This window comes from Cupriavidus basilensis (assembly GCF_000832305.1).
Taxonomy (GTDB): domain Bacteria; phylum Pseudomonadota; class Gammaproteobacteria; order Burkholderiales; family Burkholderiaceae; genus Cupriavidus; species Cupriavidus basilensis_F.
Genome location: NZ_CP010536.1, coordinates 1,927,120 through 1,941,891, shown reverse-complemented (window position 1 = coordinate 1,941,891; position 14,772 = coordinate 1,927,120). Strand labels below are relative to the sequence as shown.

Annotated in this window: 12 protein-coding genes; 6 read left to right on the top strand and 6 right to left on the bottom strand. The window is 67.3% G+C overall.

Features of this window, described 5'->3' with window-relative positions; all coding sequences use genetic code 11:
- The first annotated feature begins 38 nt into the window (after window positions 1-38).
- Window positions 39-476, top strand: coding sequence for a carboxymuconolactone decarboxylase family protein (locus tag RR42_RS09185; RefSeq protein WP_043345971.1), 438 nt, complete (start codon window positions 39-41; stop codon window positions 474-476).
- Window positions 477-520: 44 nt separating this feature from the next.
- Here the strand turns inward: RR42_RS09185 and RR42_RS09180 are convergent, their stop codons facing one another.
- Window positions 521-1,045, bottom strand: coding sequence for an RrF2 family transcriptional regulator (locus RR42_RS09180; RefSeq protein WP_043345969.1), 525 nt, complete (start codon window positions 1,043-1,045; stop codon window positions 521-523).
- A gap of 302 nt (window positions 1,046-1,347) precedes the next feature.
- Here RR42_RS09180 and RR42_RS09175 point away from each other — a divergent pair, with 302 nt between their 5' ends.
- Window positions 1,348-2,559: a globin domain-containing protein gene (locus tag RR42_RS09175; protein ID WP_043351705.1), complete on the top strand. Its 1,212-nt coding sequence runs from the start codon at window positions 1,348-1,350 to the stop codon at window positions 2,557-2,559.
- A gap of 60 nt (window positions 2,560-2,619) precedes the next feature.
- Here RR42_RS09175 and RR42_RS09170 read toward each other — a convergent pair whose 3' ends face one another.
- Complete coding sequence (locus tag RR42_RS09170) at window positions 2,620-4,044, bottom strand: heavy metal sensor histidine kinase (protein ID WP_043345967.1); 1,425 nt, start codon at window positions 4,042-4,044, stop codon at window positions 2,620-2,622.
- Window positions 4,041-4,712: a heavy metal response regulator transcription factor gene (locus RR42_RS09165; protein ID WP_043351702.1), complete on the bottom strand. Its 672-nt coding sequence runs from the start codon at window positions 4,710-4,712 to the stop codon at window positions 4,041-4,043. The genes RR42_RS09170 and RR42_RS09165 overlap by 4 nt, the downstream gene beginning before the upstream one ends.
- Window positions 4,713-4,859: 147 nt before the next feature.
- Here RR42_RS09165 and RR42_RS09160 point away from each other — a divergent pair, with 147 nt between their 5' ends.
- From RR42_RS09160 to RR42_RS09145, 4 genes are all read left to right on the top strand, one after another.
- Window positions 4,860-5,501, top strand: a complete 642-nt coding sequence (locus tag RR42_RS09160; protein WP_043345964.1) for a hypothetical protein — start codon at window positions 4,860-4,862, stop codon at window positions 5,499-5,501.
- Window positions 5,502-5,562: 61 nt separating this feature from the next.
- Complete coding sequence (locus RR42_RS09155) at window positions 5,563-6,210, top strand: cytochrome b/b6 domain-containing protein (protein WP_043345962.1); 648 nt, start codon at window positions 5,563-5,565, stop codon at window positions 6,208-6,210.
- 29 nt (window positions 6,211-6,239) lie between these two features.
- A complete protein-coding gene (locus tag RR42_RS09150; protein ID WP_043351701.1) occupies window positions 6,240-6,992 on the top strand; it encodes a molybdopterin-dependent oxidoreductase in 753 nt (250 codons plus the stop codon).
- Between the two features lie 246 nt (window positions 6,993-7,238).
- Window positions 7,239-7,532, top strand: coding sequence for a hypothetical protein (locus RR42_RS09145; protein ID WP_043345960.1), 294 nt, complete (start codon window positions 7,239-7,241; stop codon window positions 7,530-7,532).
- Window positions 7,533-7,743: 211 nt separating this feature from the next.
- Here RR42_RS09145 and purL read toward each other — a convergent pair whose 3' ends face one another.
- The 3 genes from purL to RR42_RS09130 form a co-directional block, all read right to left on the bottom strand.
- Complete coding sequence (gene purL / locus RR42_RS09140) at window positions 7,744-11,790, bottom strand: phosphoribosylformylglycinamidine synthase (protein ID WP_043345959.1); 4,047 nt, start codon at window positions 11,788-11,790, stop codon at window positions 7,744-7,746.
- A gap of 275 nt (window positions 11,791-12,065) precedes the next feature.
- Window positions 12,066-14,012 (bottom strand): alkyl/aryl-sulfatase, encoded by a 1,947-nt coding sequence (locus tag RR42_RS09135; RefSeq protein ID WP_043345957.1) that lies wholly within the window; start codon window positions 14,010-14,012, stop codon window positions 12,066-12,068.
- Between the two features lie 286 nt (window positions 14,013-14,298).
- The gene (locus tag RR42_RS09130) at window positions 14,299-14,757 is read right to left on the bottom strand and encodes a (2Fe-2S)-binding protein (RefSeq protein ID WP_043345955.1); all 459 of its coding nucleotides are present in this window, start codon (window positions 14,755-14,757) and stop codon (window positions 14,299-14,301) included.
- Window positions 14,758-14,772 lie beyond the last annotated feature (15 nt).

Here is a 14,772-nt window from a genome sequence, read left to right as displayed (position 1 = left end):
GCACACCGATGGCGCAAAACGCAAGACAGGAGCAAACCATGGAACAACGTCTGGACTTCTACAAAGCCAACCCTGCCGCCATCAAGGCCGTGCTCGGCCTGGAAGAACGCATCGGCAAGAGCGGCCTGGAAAAACCGCTGGTAGAACTGGTGCGCCTGCGCGCCTCGCAAATCAATGGCTGCGCCTATTGCATCGACCTGCACACGACCGATGCGCGCAAGGGCGGCGAGAATGACCGCCGCCTGGCCACCCTGTCGGCCTGGCGTGAAACGCCCTTCTTCACCGACCGCGAGCGCGCCGCACTGGCCTGGACAGAAGCCCTCACGCTGGTCGCCCAGGATCATGTGCCCGACGCTGCATGGGAAGCGGTTCGCCCCCACTTCAGCGACGCCGAGCTGGTCGACCTGACGCTGCTGATTGCCACGATCAACAGCTGGAACCGCTTCGCCATCTCGTTTCGCAAGACGCCGGCCTGAACCCGGGCCGGCCTCGCCAGCCGGGAGACCGGCGCAACGCCGGCTTACTGCTCGCCAGCGTCCTCGGCTGTCGCCTTGGAGGCCTTGGCCTTGCGCGTCACGTTCTTGACCGGGATGGCGGCCAGGGTGGCCGCGCCGCCGTCGCCAAACGCCCGCGTGAGCGCCGCAGGCTTCTCCACCAGATCCTGCAGGCTATAGGCGTCGAGCACCTCGAAATAGGCGCGCAACGCCGCAGACAGCACACCGCGCAAGCCGCATACGCGGGTAATGATGCAGTGGTTGTCGTCGCCCTGGAAGCACTCCACCAGGTTGAAATCCGACTCCATGGTCCGGATCACTTCGCCCAGATTGACCTCCGACGCCGGCCGGCCCAGCGCGATGCCGCCGGCGCGCCCGCGCACCGTATGCAGGAAGCCGGCCTGGCCGAGCTTCTGCACGATCTTGATCAAGTGGTTCTTGGGAATGCCGAACGCATCCGCGATGTGCTGGATGGTGACCAGTTCGCCCGGATGGACCGCGACATAGATCAGGGTCCGCAGACTGTAGTCGGTGTAGTCGGTCAGTCTCATGGAAGGAATCCGGTTTGCGGCGATGACGCACGGGGTAGCCAGGATGGGGCTGTGGCGGGCACTTGGCCTCAGTGTGACGGCCAACGCAGTCTAACATGGACCAAAGATACATCTTTGCGCGCCGCCGCAAATTTTATGTTGCATTGCAAATGCATGTTTAATAAAATCGGCTCCAAGGCGTCACCATCTGACCGCGTCCAGGCTGAACCGGGACGGCACCCAGACCGTACGCCGCCACCGCACCACGTTGCGGAGTCGTTATTCTTTTTTGTTGCATTTTCTGCACATCTTTGGAGGTTGCCGTGCTGTCCGAACAATCGAGACCCCTGATCGACGCGAGCGTGCCCGTACTGCGCGAACATGGCCTGGCCATTACCCAGACGTTCTATCGCAACATGTTTGCTGATCGGCCCGAGCTGACCAACCTGTTCAACATGGGCAACCAGGCCAACGGTTCGCAGCAGCAGTCGCTCGCCTCCGCCGTGTTTGCCTATGCCGCCAACTATGGCGACAACAGCGCCCTGGCACCGGTGGTCAGCCGCATCGTCCACAAGCACGCCTCGGTCGGCATCAAGCCCAGCCACTACGCCATCGTCGCACGCCACCTGCTCGGCGCCATCGGCGAAGTGCTCGGCGATGCCGCCACCCCGGCGCTGGTGGCCGCCTGGGACGAAGCCTACTGGCTGCTCGCCGCCGAACTGATCGCGGCGGAAGCCCGCCTCTACGCGCACGCGCAAACCGGCCCCGATCACCGCCAGCCCGTGCGCATCGTCGCGCGCGAGGAACAAAGCGCCGACATTACCGCCTTCACGCTCGAAGCCGTCGGCGGCACCACCTTGGCCGACTTCCTGCCCGGCCAGTACATCTCCGTGGTGGTGGAACTCACCCCCGGCACATTCCAGCAGCGCCAGTACAGTTTGTCCGACGCGCCCAACGGCAAGACCTGGCGCATCTCGGTCAAGCGCGAGCGCGGCAATGGCGAGGACCTGCCCGCCGGCACGGTCTCGAACTGGCTGCATGAAAACGCCCGCGAAGGCGACGTGCTGCTGGTCAGCCAGCCCTTTGGCGACTTCGCCCCGCGCATCGAGCCCAGCACCCCCATCGTGCTGCTTTCGGCCGGCGTCGGTGTCACGCCCATGATCAGCGCGCTGAACACCGTCGCGCAGCGCAATCCTTCACGCAAGGTCGTATTCGGCCACGCCGCGCGCATGGTCTCGCATGTGGCGCACCTGAAGGACGTCAAGCATGCCGCCCGCAAGCTGCCCGAGTTGCGCACGCACTTTTTCCTGGAATCCGAGGAACCGGCGGAATTTCTGGCGCAACCCGCCCTGCCCGGCCGCATGGACATCGATGTGATTCTGGCCAACGAAGATCTTGCGGATGCCGACTTCTACCTGTGCGGGCCGCTGCCGTTCATGCAGGCACAGCGCGCGGCGCTGCAAGCGCGTGGGGTGAAGGCGGACCGGGTGCACCGGGAGGTGTTTGGGCCGGATCTGCTCGATACGCTGCTGTAACGCTGCTGGCACGCTAGAAACCAGACGGCAATGAAGCGCGCGGGGATCCCGCGCGCAAGCTCAGCAAGCCTGCCCCTGCTGCCGCGGGAACCGTAGCGCAAACCGCACCAGCCCCGGCGCGGGGCAACTGGCCGTCACGCCGCCGCCGTGCAGCACCATGATGGCCTTCACGATGGCCAGGCCGAGGCCGTTGGACTCGGTGACCCGGCTGCGCGCCGCATCGCCGCGATAAAAGCGGTCGAACAGGCGGTCGAGCTGGCCTTGCGGGATGGCCTCGCCCTGGTTTTCCACCGCAACGACGATGCCGTCAGGCTCTTCGGTGCTGCTGAGCCGCACCACGCTGCCCGGCGTGCCGTAGCGCACGGCATTGACCACCAGGTTGTTGATGGCGCGACGGCACAGCAGCGGATTTGCCCAGACCGTGCCGAGTGCCTCCACGTCGAATGTCATCGCCCTCTCGTCCGCCGGCCCTTCGAAATACTCGGCAATCTTGTTGAGCTCGTCAGGCAGCGACACCGGGACGCGCTCGATAACCAGCCCGGCATGGTCGGCCTGCGCCAGGAACAGGATGTTCTCGGCGATATGGCCGAGCCGGTTCAGCTCCTCCAGGTTGGACTCGAGGACGTCCTGGTATTCCTCCGGCCGGCGCGACTGGTTCAGCGTGACCTGGGTCTGGCCGATCAGCGCGCCCACGGGCGTGCGGATCTCGTGGGCCAGGTCGGCGGAGAACTGGGACAGCCGCTCGTAGCCGTCGGCCAGCCGGTCCAGCATGGCGTTGAACGCGCCAACTAGGCCGCGCAGCTCGGCGGGCGCATCCCGCTCATCAAGGCGCACCGCGAGGCTGGCGGGGCTGATCTCGGCGGCGCGCGCGGCGATGCTGCCAACCGGCTTGAGCCCGCGCCGGATGGCGAAGAAGGCGAGCGCGGTCGCCGCCAGCATGCCGACCAGCGCGGCCAGCACCACGCGGTCGCGGTAGGCGGCGAGCATCCGCACTTCGTTGCTCATCGGATGCGCGGCGATCACCTCGACCACGCCGCCATCCTCGCTGGAGCGCGCCATCGCGGCCGCCCAGTGCACCGGCACGCCGTTGTCCAGCCGGGTGCGCAGGATGCCGGCCGCGCTCAGGCCGGCGCCGTCGCCCGGCGGGGACGCCTCAAGCCTTGCCGGCACCGGCAGGTTGTCCGGGTTGACGTGGATGAACGGCGGCTCGCCCGGCTTGCGGAAAATCAACACGTCGCGCTCGGCGCCAAGCATGGATTCGAACAGCAAAGGCCGGTCCTTGAGCTCGCCGACGGTGTACACGTCGCTGGCCAGCCGGCGGAAATGCGCCACGCGCCCGATCAGCTGCAGATCGGCGCGGGCCTCCATCGAGGTCTTCACGGACTGGTAGAAATACGCGCCCAGCGCGCCGATCACCACGCAGGCAATCGCGGCGAACGACAACGTGGTGCGCGCGGTCAGCGAGCGCGAGGACCAGGCTTTCACGCGCCCTCGCCGAAGGTATAGCCGATGCTGCGCACGGTATGGACGAGCTTCTTGTCGAAGGGCTGGTCGACCTTGGCGCGCAGCCGCTTGATGGCCACGTCGACGACATTGGTGTCGCTGTCGAAGTTCATGTCCCACACCTCGGCGGCAATCAGCGTGCGCGACAGCGCCTCGCCCTGGCGCTTGACCAGCAGGTGCAGCAGCAGGAATTCCTTGTTGGTCAGCACGATCTCCACGCCCTGGCGCGTCACCTTGCGGCGCAGGACATCGAGCTTGAGGTCGGCGAATTCGAACACCTCCGCCTCGCGCACCACGCCGCGGCGCAGCAGCGTGCGGATGCGCAGCACCAGCTCGATGAACGAGAACGGCTTGACGAGGTAATCGTCGGCGCCAAGCTCAAGCCCGTGGATGCGGTCGTTGACGTGGTCGCGCGCGGTCAGAAAGATCACCGGCAAGTCGCGCCGCGCGCGCAGCGTGCGCATGATTTCCCAGCCGTCGATGCCCGGCAGCATCACGTCGAGCACGACGAGGTCATAGGCATGCTCCAGCGCCATGTGCAGGCCGTCCGTACCGGTGCGCGCGAGATCCACGGCGTAGCCGCTTTCGCGCAAGCCCTTCTTGAGGTAATCGCCGGTCTTGGGGTCGTCTTCGATGACGAGGATGCTCATGATGCGCAATGCCATTCAACGGTATGCCGCCATTCTAGCGGTGGCCGGAGCCCCGATTTATGACTTTTTTGTCATCAAAAAGTCACCCGAGCGACCCGGCCATCACCCTAACCTACGCAGCACTTTCCACGCACCAGGAGTTCCAGGATGAAGATCGTTTCGAGTAGGTTGACACGTACCTTGGTGGCCCCGGCGCTGCTCGCCGGCGCCATGTTTGCCGCAGCGCCCGCAGTGCTGGCGCAGCCCGCTCCCGCCGCCACGCCGACCGGCGTGCGCGGCACCGTGACCGCCTTCGCCGGCGACACGTTGAAGGTGCGCACGCGCTCGGGACAGGACCTGGAAGTGGGCCTGACCAAGGACACCGCGGTGCGCGCGGTGACGCTGGCCAAAGTCGATGAGATCAAGGCCGGCAGCTATATCGGCTCGGCCGCCGTGCCGCAGGCGGATGGCTCGCTCAAGGCGCTCGAGGTGCACGTGTTCCCGCCGAGCATGCGTGGCAGCGGCGAAGGCCACCGTGCGTGGGACCTCGGCAAGAACAGCAGCATGACCAACGGCACCGTGGGCAACGTGGTGGTCAGCAACGGCCGCACTATCACCGTGAAGTACCCCGACGGCGAAAAGCGCATCGTGATTCCCAACGACGTGCCCATCGTCAACCTGGAACCCGGCGACCGCTCCTTGCTGATCCCCGGCGCGCACGTCGTGCTGTTTGCCAGCAAAGGCGCCGACGGCGGGCTGACCGCGCGCTTTATCTCGGCCGGCAAGGAAGGCGTGGTGCCCCCGATGTAAGACCCGCCCGGGCCGGCGCCGTCCGGCCTGGATCCTTGCTGTCCCGCCAACGTTCCCCGTCATGCGCAAGCTTCCCTCCTCCGCACCCGCGCGGCGCGCCGTCGTCCATCCGCTGGTCGTGCGCGCCACGCACTGGATCAACGCCTTCGCCATGGCCTGCATGGTGATGAGCGGCTGGGCGATCTACAACGCCTCGCCGCTGTTTTCCTTCAAATTCCCGGCCTGGGCAACGGTGGGCGGCTGGCTGGGTGGCTCGATCGCATGGCATTTCGCGGCCATGTGGCTGCTGGCCGCCAATGGCCTGGTCTACCTGGCTTATGGCCTCGCCACACGGCATTTCCGGCGCCACTTCCTGCCGCTGAGCGCGCGCGGCGTCCTGCGTGACGCGTCGCTTGCCATCCGGTTGCGCCTGCCGCATCGGCCCGGCGCCTACAACGCGGTGCAGCGGCTGATGTATGTGGCGGTGCTGCTGCTGGGCGTGCTGGTGGTGGCATCCGGGCTGGCCATCTGGAAGCCCGTGCAGCTGGACTGGCTGGCGACGCTGTTTGGCGGGTTCGACACGGCGCGCCATGTGCATTTCCTTGCCATGGCGGGGATCGTGGGTTTTGTGGTGATTCACCTGGCGCTGGTCATCCTGGTGCCGGCCACCTTGTTGCCAATGTTGACCGGACGCGCCGGGCGCGCTGGCCATGGAGATGTCCAAGCATGAGCGCCCCCAACGATGACAAGCGGATCGTCATGCCGGCCGCGGAGCCGCCAAGCGCGGCTGATTTCAAGCCCCAGCTCGTGCAGCTCCAGCGGCGCCTGTTGCTGCGCTCCTCGCTGTCGCTGGGCGCCCTGTCCATGCTGGCCGGCTGCACCATGCAGGATGGTGATGCCGTGGACAAGGTGCTGTGGTCAATGTCGCGCTGGAACGATCGCGTGCAGGCCTGGCTGTTCAACCGCAACCGGCTCGCCACCACCTACGCGCGCAGCCAGGTCACGCAGCCCTTCCCGTTCAACGCCTTCTATCCTGAGTACGACGTGCCGGAGGTCGACGGTGCCGGCTACCGCCTCGAAGTCTCCGGGCGGGTCGCCGACAAGCGCGCATGGAGCCTGGCGCAACTGCGCGCGCTGCCCCAGGCGGGGCAGATCACGCGGCATATCTGCATCGAAGGCTGGAGCGCGATCGGCGAATGGCGCGGCGTTGCGCTGCGCACCTTCCTGGAACGCATCGGCGCGGACACCACCGCCCGCTATATCGGCTTCAAATGCGCGGACCGCTACTACTCCAGCCTCGACATGGAAACCGCGCTGCACCCGCAGACCATGCTGGCGCTGGATTTTGGCAGCGAGCCGCTGCCCGCCCGGTATGGCTACCCGCTCAAGCTGCGGGTGCCGACCAAGCTCGGCTTCAAGAACCCCAAGCATATCGCCGCGCTCTTCGTGACCAACGAGAATCCGGGCGGCTACTGGGAAGACCAGGGGTATAACTGGTTCAGCGGGCTGTAGGACAAGAAAGCGCCGCCGCCGGCAAGTGACGAACTCTGGGTGATGCACTGGTTGCCGGGCACCCGACGCGGCGTGTGGTGTGCATGCTGCCGCACTCACAAGGCGCGCCGAGCATTCCCACCGTCGCCGCACATGGGTAATATCAAGGCCATGCGCGTTGCCGCCACCCTGGCCGGCACGCAACCTGGATAGCGCAAGCCCGCCCGATCTCCCGCCGCGGGCACCGGCACGCGAACGGGAGAGACCATGGCTTCAGTGGCATCAGGCGGCAGCCCCTACCGGCAACTCTGGCATCTCACATCCGAAGGATGGGGCTACTGTGCGCTCGGCACCTTCAGCCACGATGGTCTGCCCCCGGAATGGCGCGCCGTGCTGCCCATGCTGCCGCTGCGCGACCGCTACTCCCCCGTGAAAGCCGCGCGCATGGTGCTGGTCACCATGCAGATCCGCGGCGCGGCGCCGGCATCGGCCAGGCAATCGGACCCGCAGCGGCCGTTGTACTTCGTTTATCAGGCCTGGAGTACGCGGCGGGTGGCTTGAGCGGGGAAACCACGGGCTTCGCTTGCAGTGGCTCCTAGCTAAGCCACCCCTCTCCCCGGCCCTCTCCCCCTGAGGGGAGAGGGAGAGACAGCCGTCGTCATGGCACTCGGCTTTGGCCCGTTCCCCGGCTTCGGCAAATGCCCCGATCAGAAAAGACAAAAGCCCGCTTGCGGGCTTTTGTCTTTCTACAGCGCAAACAACAGCAGGCCGGTCAACCCACCCACTTGCGCGCATTGCGGAACATGCGCATCCACGGGCTGCCGCCGTCTTCCACCTGCTTCCAGGCGTCCGGCGCCCAGCTCATGGTGGCGGTGCGGAACACGCGTTCCGGGTGCGGCATCAGCACGGTGAAGCGGCCATCGGTGGTGGTCACCGAGGTAATGCCGTCCGGCGAGCCGTTCGGGTTCAGCGGGTAGGTTTGCGTCGGCGCGCCGTGGTTGTCCACGAAACGCAGCGCCACCTGCGCCTGGCTCTTGTCGCCTTGCTGCGAGAAGTCGGCGAAGCCTTCGCCGTGCGCCACCACGATGGGGATGCGGCTGCCTTCCATGCCGGCGAAGAAGATCGACGGCGAGGATTGCACTTCCACGGTGACGTAGCGCGCTTCGTACTGTTCCGACTGGTTGCGGGTGAACTTGGGCCATGCGCCCGCGCCGGGGATGATCGGGGCGAGGTTGCTCATCATCTGGCAGCCGTTGCACACGCCCAGCGCGAAGGTGTCCTGGCGGTTGAAGAAGGCCGCAAACTGCTCGGCCATCTGCGCGTTGAACAGGATGGTCTTGGCCCAGCCCTCACCGGCACCCAGCACGTCGCCGTAGCTGAAGCCGCCGCAAGCGACAAAGCCGGAGAAGTCGGCCAGGTTGGCGCGCCCGGCAATCAGGTCGCTCATGTGGACGTCATGCGTGTCGAAGCCGGCGCGGTCCATGCTGTACGCCATTTCGATCTGCGAGTTGACGCCCTGCTCGCGCAGGATCGCCACGCGCGGACGCGCGCCGGTGGCCACGAACGGTGCGGCGATGTCCTGTGCCGGATCGAAGGTCAGCACCGGCGAGATGCCCGGGTCCGCCGCGTCGAGCACGCGATCGTATTCGCTGTCGGCGCAAGCCGGGTTGTCGCGCAGGCGCGCGATGCGCCAGCTGACTTCGCTCCAGGTGCGCTGCAGCTCGCTGCGCGCGGCGCCGAAGACCTTCTTGGCGTCGCGGTAGATCTCGATCTGGTCGGTGGCATTGGGCTTGCCCACCACGTGGCTGCAGGCCGACAGGCCAACTTCGCGCAGCACGGCGAACACGCCGTCGCGCTCTTCCTGGCGTACCTGGATCACCGCGCCGAGCTCTTCCGAGAACAGCGCGCGCAGGGTCTGCTCGTCGCGGCGGCCGGAGATTTGCTGCGCCCAGTTCTTGGCGTCGCCAAAGTCCTGTTCCTGGACCGGGTCCAGCGCCAGCATGTCGACGTTGAGCGACAGGCCGCAATGGCCGGCAAAGGCCATCTCGGCCAGCGCGGCCATGAAGCCGCCGTCGGAACGATCGTGGTAAGCCAGCAGCTTGCCCTCGCGGTTCAGGCGCTGGATCACGTTGAAGAAGTTCTTCAGGTCTTCGGCGCTGTCCACGTCCGGCGTGGTGTCGCCAACCTGCTGCGTCACCTGCGCCAGGATGCTGCCGCCCAAGCGGTTCTTGCCACGGCCCAGGTCGATGGCGATCAGCACGCTGTCGCCCGCATCGGTGCGCAGTTGCGGGGTCAAGGTGCGGTCGGTGTCATCCACGGCGGCAAACGCCGAGATGATCAGCGAGACCGGCGCGACCACTTCCTTGTCGACGCCGTCGTCCTGCCACTTGGTGCGCATGGACAGCGAATCCTTGCCCACCGGGATGCTGATGCCCAGCGCCGGGCACAGTTCCATGCCGACCGCGTGCACGGTGTCGTACAGCTTGGCGTCTTCGCCGTCCACGCCGCAGGCGGCCATCCAGTTGGCGGACAGCTTGACCTTGCCCAGGTCCTTGACCGGCGCGGCGGCCAGGTTGGTCAGCGCCTCGCCGATGGCCATGCGGCCCGAAGCGGGGGCGTTGATCACGGCCAGCGGCGTGCGCTCGCCCATGGTCATGGCTTCGCCGGCGCGGCCCTTGTAGTCGAGCGTGGTCACCGCCACGTCGGCCACCGGCACCTGCCAGGGGCCGACCATCTGGTCGCGCGCGTTCATGCCGCCGACCGTGCGGTCGCCGATGGTGATCAGGAACGACTTGCTGGCCACGGTCGGGTGGCGCAGCACGTCGCGCACGGCCTGGTCCAGCGCGATGCCGGTCACGTCCACCGGGGGCAGGCTTTGCTCCACGTGCCTGACGTCGCGGTGCATGCGCGGCGGCTTGCCCAGCAGCACGTCCATCGGCATGTTCACGGCATAGTGTTCCTTGAGCGCCGCGTCGACATGCGCATCGACCAGTTGCAGCTGCTGCTCTTCGGTGGCGATGCCCACCACGGCAAACGGCGAACGCTCGCGCTGGCACATGGTCTGGAACAGCGGGAAGGACTCCGGCGCCACCGCCATCACATAGCGTTCCTGCGACTCGTTGCACCAGATCTCGGCCGGGCTCATGCCCGACTCTTCCAGGTGCACCTGGCGCAGGTCGAAGCGCGCGCCGCGGCCCGCGCCGTCCACCAGCTCGGGGAAGGCATTGGAGATGCCGCCCGCGCCCACGTCGTGGATCGACAGGATGGGGTTGTCGTCGCCGAGCTGCCAGCAGGCGTTGATGACTTCCTGCGCGCGCCGCTCCATTTCCGGGTTGCCGCGCTGGACCGAATCGAAGTCCAGGTCGGCCGTATTGGTGCCGGTCGCCATCGAGCTGGCGGCGCTGCCGCCCATGCCGATGCGCATGCCCGGGCCGCCCAGCTGGATCAGCAGCGAGCCGGCCGGCAGCGCCTTCTTGTGCGTGTGGCCGGCGTCGATGTTGCCGATGCCGCCGGCGATCATGATCGGCTTGTGATAACCGCGCACGGTGCCGCCCACGTTTTGCTCGTAGACGCGGAAGTAGCCGCCCAGGATGGCGCGGCCGAATTCATTGTTGAACGCGGCGCCGCCAAGCGGGCCTTCGGTCATGATTTGCAGCGGCGAGGCGATGCGGTCCGGCTTGCCGGTCACGCTCACCTTGTCGTCCGGGTTGCGGTGCGCCACCGGCTGGGCGGCGTCGCGCGCGTTTTCCCAGCCTTGCACGGCGTCGGGCAGCATCAGGTTGGAGACCGTGAAGCCGGTCAGGCCAGCCTTGGGCTTGCCGCCGCGGCCGGTGGCGCCTTCGTCGCGGATTTCACCGCCGGCGCCGGTGGAGGCGCCGGGGAACGGCGAGATGGCGGTCGGGTGGTTGTGCGTTTCCACCTTCATCAGCGTGTGGGTGAGCGCCTCATGGCGGCCGTACTTCTGCTCGGCGCCGCGCGGGAACCAGCGCTCGGCCACATCGCCTTCCATCACCGCGGAGTTGTCCGAGTACGCCACGATCGACCCTTGCGGGTTGAGCTGGTGGGTGTTGCGGATCATGGCGAACAGCGATTTGTCCTGCTGCACGCCGTCGATGGTCCAGGTGGCGTTGAAGATCTTGTGGCGGCAATGCTCGCTGTTGGCCTGCGCGAACATCATCAGCTCGACGTCGGTCGGGTTGCGATCCAGCTTGGCGTAGGCATCGACCAGGTAGTCGATCTCGTCTTCCGACAGGGCCAGGCCCATTTCGGTATTGGCTTGCGCCAGCGCGGCGCGGCCACCGGAGATATCGATGAAGCGCAGCGGCTTGGCCGGCAGTTCCTGGAACAGGCCGGCGGCGTCTTCACGCGAAGCCACCACGCTTTCGGTCATGCGGTCGAACAGGTGCGCGGCCACCGCGGCGCGCGTGCCGGCATCCAGCGTCTTGCGCCCGCGCAGCAGGCCCTTCTTGCAGATCACGGTGATCTCGATGCCGCGCTCGATGCGGTGCACGTGCTCGAAGCCGCAGTTGTGCGCGATGTCGGTCGCCTTGCTGGCCCACGGCGAGATGGTGCCGAAGCGCGGAATCACCACAAAGCGATCACCGTCGGTTTGTGCCTCGAAAGGCGCGCCATAGGTCAACAGCGCGGCGATGCGGGCGCTGTCGTCTTGCGACAGCGGCACGTCGGTGTCGACAAAATGCAGGAACTGGCCGTGTACCGACTCGATGTCGGCGTCGATCTGCTTGAGGGCGGTGAGCAGGCGTTGCTGGCGAAAGGCGGAAAGCGCCAATGCACCGGGGAAGCACGAGAAATGCGCCATGGTCTGAGCGGTCGGGAGGGCAGGAGGTAGGGGCTGCTACCGGCCGGCGCCGCTGGTTGGGGCGCCGTGCTGGCGGGAAACCGGGATTATACCTTGTCGAGGGGGGTTTCCCGCGTTGCAGCAGAGGCGGCTTGACGGACAAAGGCGGCGGCGGCCCGGACAAGCTCCGCAGCCATCACGCGGGCCGGGCGACACCCGGGCCAATTGCGCCTCATAAGCCACTTTACCTACTTAACCCACGCAAACCACTTGAACCCGACTCACCGCGACCAGGCTCAGCGGTCCGGCCAGGGGGCCGCGTCCACCACCGGGAAGCTGCCGCTGAACTGGTCCAGCAAGCCCATGAAGCGCGCAAGCAGCGACACATCGCCGCGCAGCGCGAGCCGGCCTTGCGCCACCGCCTCGGCCGCCGTCCAGCGCCGGGCCAGCACGGCGTCGAGCGTGTCGCGGCTGGTCTCGATGACCACGTCCGGCGTGCCCGCCATGTCCGCCGCATCGGCCACATCGGCCGCCTCCACCTGCAGGCTGCTCAGCGCGCAGTTGGACAGCGTGCTCACCCAATGCTCGCCGCTGTCGGTGAACTGCCAGCCGATCTGGCACGCCATGCCCTGCGCGCGCTGGCCGTGGATGCGCACCGCCAGCGCGTCGAACAGCAGCTCGTTGCTCATCGCGCCCATCAGCGCGTTGGCCGGTGGCCCCTGCGGATTGGCCTGCGGCGGCCCTTCGCGATACTCGCGCGCGGCCAGCAGGTAGGCATTGCGCCACGTCGCCGACTCGGCCTGGAAGCCCATCTGCTCCAGCGCGCGGGCCGCCAGCTCGCGCGCCTCGGCATGCGCGGGATGCGCGTAGACCGCGTGCTTGAGCACCTCGGCCACCCAGCGGAACTCGCCGCGCTCGTAGTCGGCGCGGGCCTTGGCCATCACGGCGTCGATGCCGCCCATGTATTCCAGGTGCTTGCGCGCGGCGGCCACCGGTGGCAGCGCATGCAGGTTGGCCGGATGCGCGTCGTACCAGCTCAGGTAGTGCTGCACGATCGCCTTGACGTTGTGCGACACGGTGCCGTAGTAGCCGCGCGTGTGCCAGCGCCTGGCCAGCGGCTCCGGCAGTTGCAGCCCTTCGGCGATCTCGCCGGCCTTCAGGCCGTGGCTCATCAGCCGCACGGTCTGGTCGTGCAGCACGCGGTACAGGTCGCGCTGCTCGGACAGGAAGCGCCGGGCGCGCTCCGCACCCCAGGTCGGCCAGTGATGCTGGGCCAGCACCACCTCGGTACGCGGGCCGTAGCGGCGCAGCGCGCGGTGCAGGTACTTGGACCACGCCAGCGCGTCGCGCACCTTGGCGCCGCGCAGCGGGCACAGGTTGTGCAAATTGTGGGTAGCGTTCTCGGCCAGGTTGAGCGCGCCCTCGGACGGGATGAAGAGGTGCATCTCGGAGGGCGCCTCGGTCTCGGGCGTGAGCTGGAACTCGATCTCCAGCCCGTCGATCACGTGGATCTCGTGCTCGGCCTCGATCGACCGCGTCGGCGCGATCAGCGTCGAGCGGCCCATTGGCAGCGTCTTGCCCAGGCCGGCATCCACCTGCGCCGCCGGCCCTTTGGCCAACGTGTGGCCGAACTGGAACTGCGCGCGGCGCGCCATGGCCACGCCGCCGATCACGTTCTCGGCGATGGCGTGGTGCATGAAGCCGGAGGGCGCGATCACCTGGACCCGCCCGGCGCGCACATCGGCCTCGTCAACCAGCCCCGCCACGCCGCCGAAGTGGTCGGCGTGGCTGTGGCTGTAGATCACGGTGTGCAACGTGCGGTTGCCGCGATGCGCCCGGTACAGCGCGAGCGCCGCCGCGGCGGTCTCCGGGCAGGTCAGCGCGTCCAGCGCGATCACGCCGGTGTCGCCTTCGATAAAGGTGATATTGGCGATATCGAACCCGCGCACCTGGAAGATGCGCGGCGTGACCTGGAACAGGCCGTGGATGCGGTTCAGGCGCGCCTGCCGCCACAGGCTGGGGTTGACGGTATCCGGCGCCTCGGCGGCGTCAAGAAAACCGTAGGCCTCCAGGTTCCACACGCCGTGCCCGTTGGCGCGCGCCACCTTGGCATTGGGGATGGTGCCGACAAAGCCGCACTGCGCGTCTTCCCAGTCCTGCTCGTCGTGCTCCGGCAGCTCGCGCGCCAGCAGGCGGTGAAAGTCAGCCGTGGCCGCGTGGGCACAGCTTGCGTTGTCCGGCATGGGGTCTCCTTGGTGGCTCGCTGGTAGCTCGCTGGTGGCTCGTTGATGGCTCGTTGGTGGCTCGTTGACGATGCCCAGGCAAGCCAACCGCGCCGGGACCGGTCAGCACGGCGTGAATCGGCACGCCATGCCATGGATGAGCGGACGCAACCCGCTTGTGAGCGCGAAGGGCGGTTTCGCCGCGATGGGCATGGCGCAAAACAACCTGAACAGGAATCGGGGTTTCATTCTTTGTCGCGCCCTGCGTTCACGTTATCGGTAAAAACCCTCGCCGGGCGGGGCTGCCTCAGGTGCGTGGCTGCCCGGCGGCCTGGTGGATGGCTGCGCGGATCCGCGGGTAGGTGCCGCAGCGGCAGACAATGTGCGCCATTGCCCTATCGATGTCGGCATCACTGGGCTTCGGGATGCTTCTCAGGAGCGCGCTGGCGGTCATGAGCTGCGCGCTCTGGCAGTAGCCGCACTGCACCACGTCCAGATCGAGCCAGGCCGCCCTCAAGGCTTGCGCCTGCGCGCCGCGCAAGCCTTCGATGGTCACGATCCGGATATTGGCCAGCGTGGAGACCGGGCTCATGCAGGCGACCTGCGGCGCGCCGTTCAACTGCACCGTACAGGCCCGGCAAACGCCGATGCCGCAGCCATACTTGGTGCCGGTCAACCCCAGCTCGCACCGGAGCACCCACAGCAGCGGGGTGTCCGGGTCGGACTGCACGGAGACAGTCTTACCGTTGATGTTCAGGGGCAGCATGGCTTTCTCCCGGGG

Bases quoted from the DNA above. Each gene is read 5' to 3' on its own strand.
- RR42_RS09130 (WP_043345955.1), bottom strand. From the start codon at position 14,757: ATGCTGCCCCTGAACATCAACGGTAAGACTGTCTCCGTGCAGTCCGAC.
- purL (WP_043345959.1), bottom strand. From the start codon at position 11,790: ATGGCGCATTTCTCGTGCTTCCCCGGTGCATTGGCGCTTTCCGCCTTT.
- RR42_RS09155 (WP_043345962.1), top strand. From the start codon at position 5,563: ATGCGCAAGCTTCCCTCCTCCGCACCCGCGCGGCGCGCCGTCGTCCAT.
- RR42_RS09180 (WP_043345969.1), bottom strand. From the start codon at position 1,045: ATGAGACTGACCGACTACACCGACTACAGTCTGCGGACCCTGATCTAT.
- RR42_RS09135 (WP_043345957.1), bottom strand. From the start codon at position 14,012: ATGCCGGACAACGCAAGCTGTGCCCACGCGGCCACGGCTGACTTTCAC.
- RR42_RS09185 (WP_043345971.1), top strand. From the start codon at position 39: ATGGAACAACGTCTGGACTTCTACAAAGCCAACCCTGCCGCCATCAAG.
- RR42_RS09160 (WP_043345964.1), top strand. From the start codon at position 4,860: ATGAAGATCGTTTCGAGTAGGTTGACACGTACCTTGGTGGCCCCGGCG.
- RR42_RS09145 (WP_043345960.1), top strand. From the start codon at position 7,239: ATGGCTTCAGTGGCATCAGGCGGCAGCCCCTACCGGCAACTCTGGCAT.
- RR42_RS09150 (WP_043351701.1), top strand. From the start codon at position 6,240: ATGCCGGCCGCGGAGCCGCCAAGCGCGGCTGATTTCAAGCCCCAGCTC.
- RR42_RS09165 (WP_043351702.1), bottom strand. From the start codon at position 4,712: ATGAGCATCCTCGTCATCGAAGACGACCCCAAGACCGGCGATTACCTC.